1 protein-coding gene is annotated in these 516 nt (G+C 54.8%); it reads left to right on the top strand.

All coding sequences use genetic code 11. The annotated features are described in order from the left end of the window. Positions 1 to 331 (top strand): aldehyde dehydrogenase family protein (locus J5224_RS35210; protein ID WP_264629411.1); only part of this gene is annotated, 331 nt, incomplete at its 5' end. Between the last annotated feature and the right edge of the window lie 185 nt (positions 332 to 516).

Raw genomic sequence — 516 nt, 5'->3', positions numbered from 1 at the left:
TGATGTCACACCGCAAATCCGCTTTCCCCGTGAAGACACCTTTGGCCCGGTGGCGCCGCTGTTTCCGTTTAAGGATGACGCCGAGGTTATCGCCATGGCGAACGACACCGAGTTCGGTCTGGCCGCCTATGTCTATACCCGTGATGCGGTGCGCCAGTGGAAGGTGCCGGAAGCGTTGGATTACGGCATGGTGGGCATCAATACCGGTCTTATCTCTAACGAAGTGGCCCCGTTCGGCGGGGTGAAACAGTCCGGTTTAGGCCGTGAAGGCTCGCGTTTCGGTATTGAAGATTATCTGGAGATGAAATATCTCTGCGTAGATTTGTCGTAATGCCAAGGTGGCACGGTTCAGAAAACCATTTCTGACCGTGCCGCATTCTGGCGCGAGGTTGCTGGCAGCCTCCGCCTTGTGCTGGTGCAGTGTGTCACCGGATGCACCACAACAAAGCAAAAAACGCCGTTATAGGATAGTGCGGCCGGCCATAAAAATTCCCTATGCCTTTTTCAGGCTCCAAT

It is taken from the genome of Candidatus Symbiopectobacterium sp. NZEC135 (genome assembly GCF_025962695.1).
The sequence above is the reverse complement of the archived record's forward strand: the minus strand, read 5'-3'. Positions and strand labels throughout refer to the sequence as shown.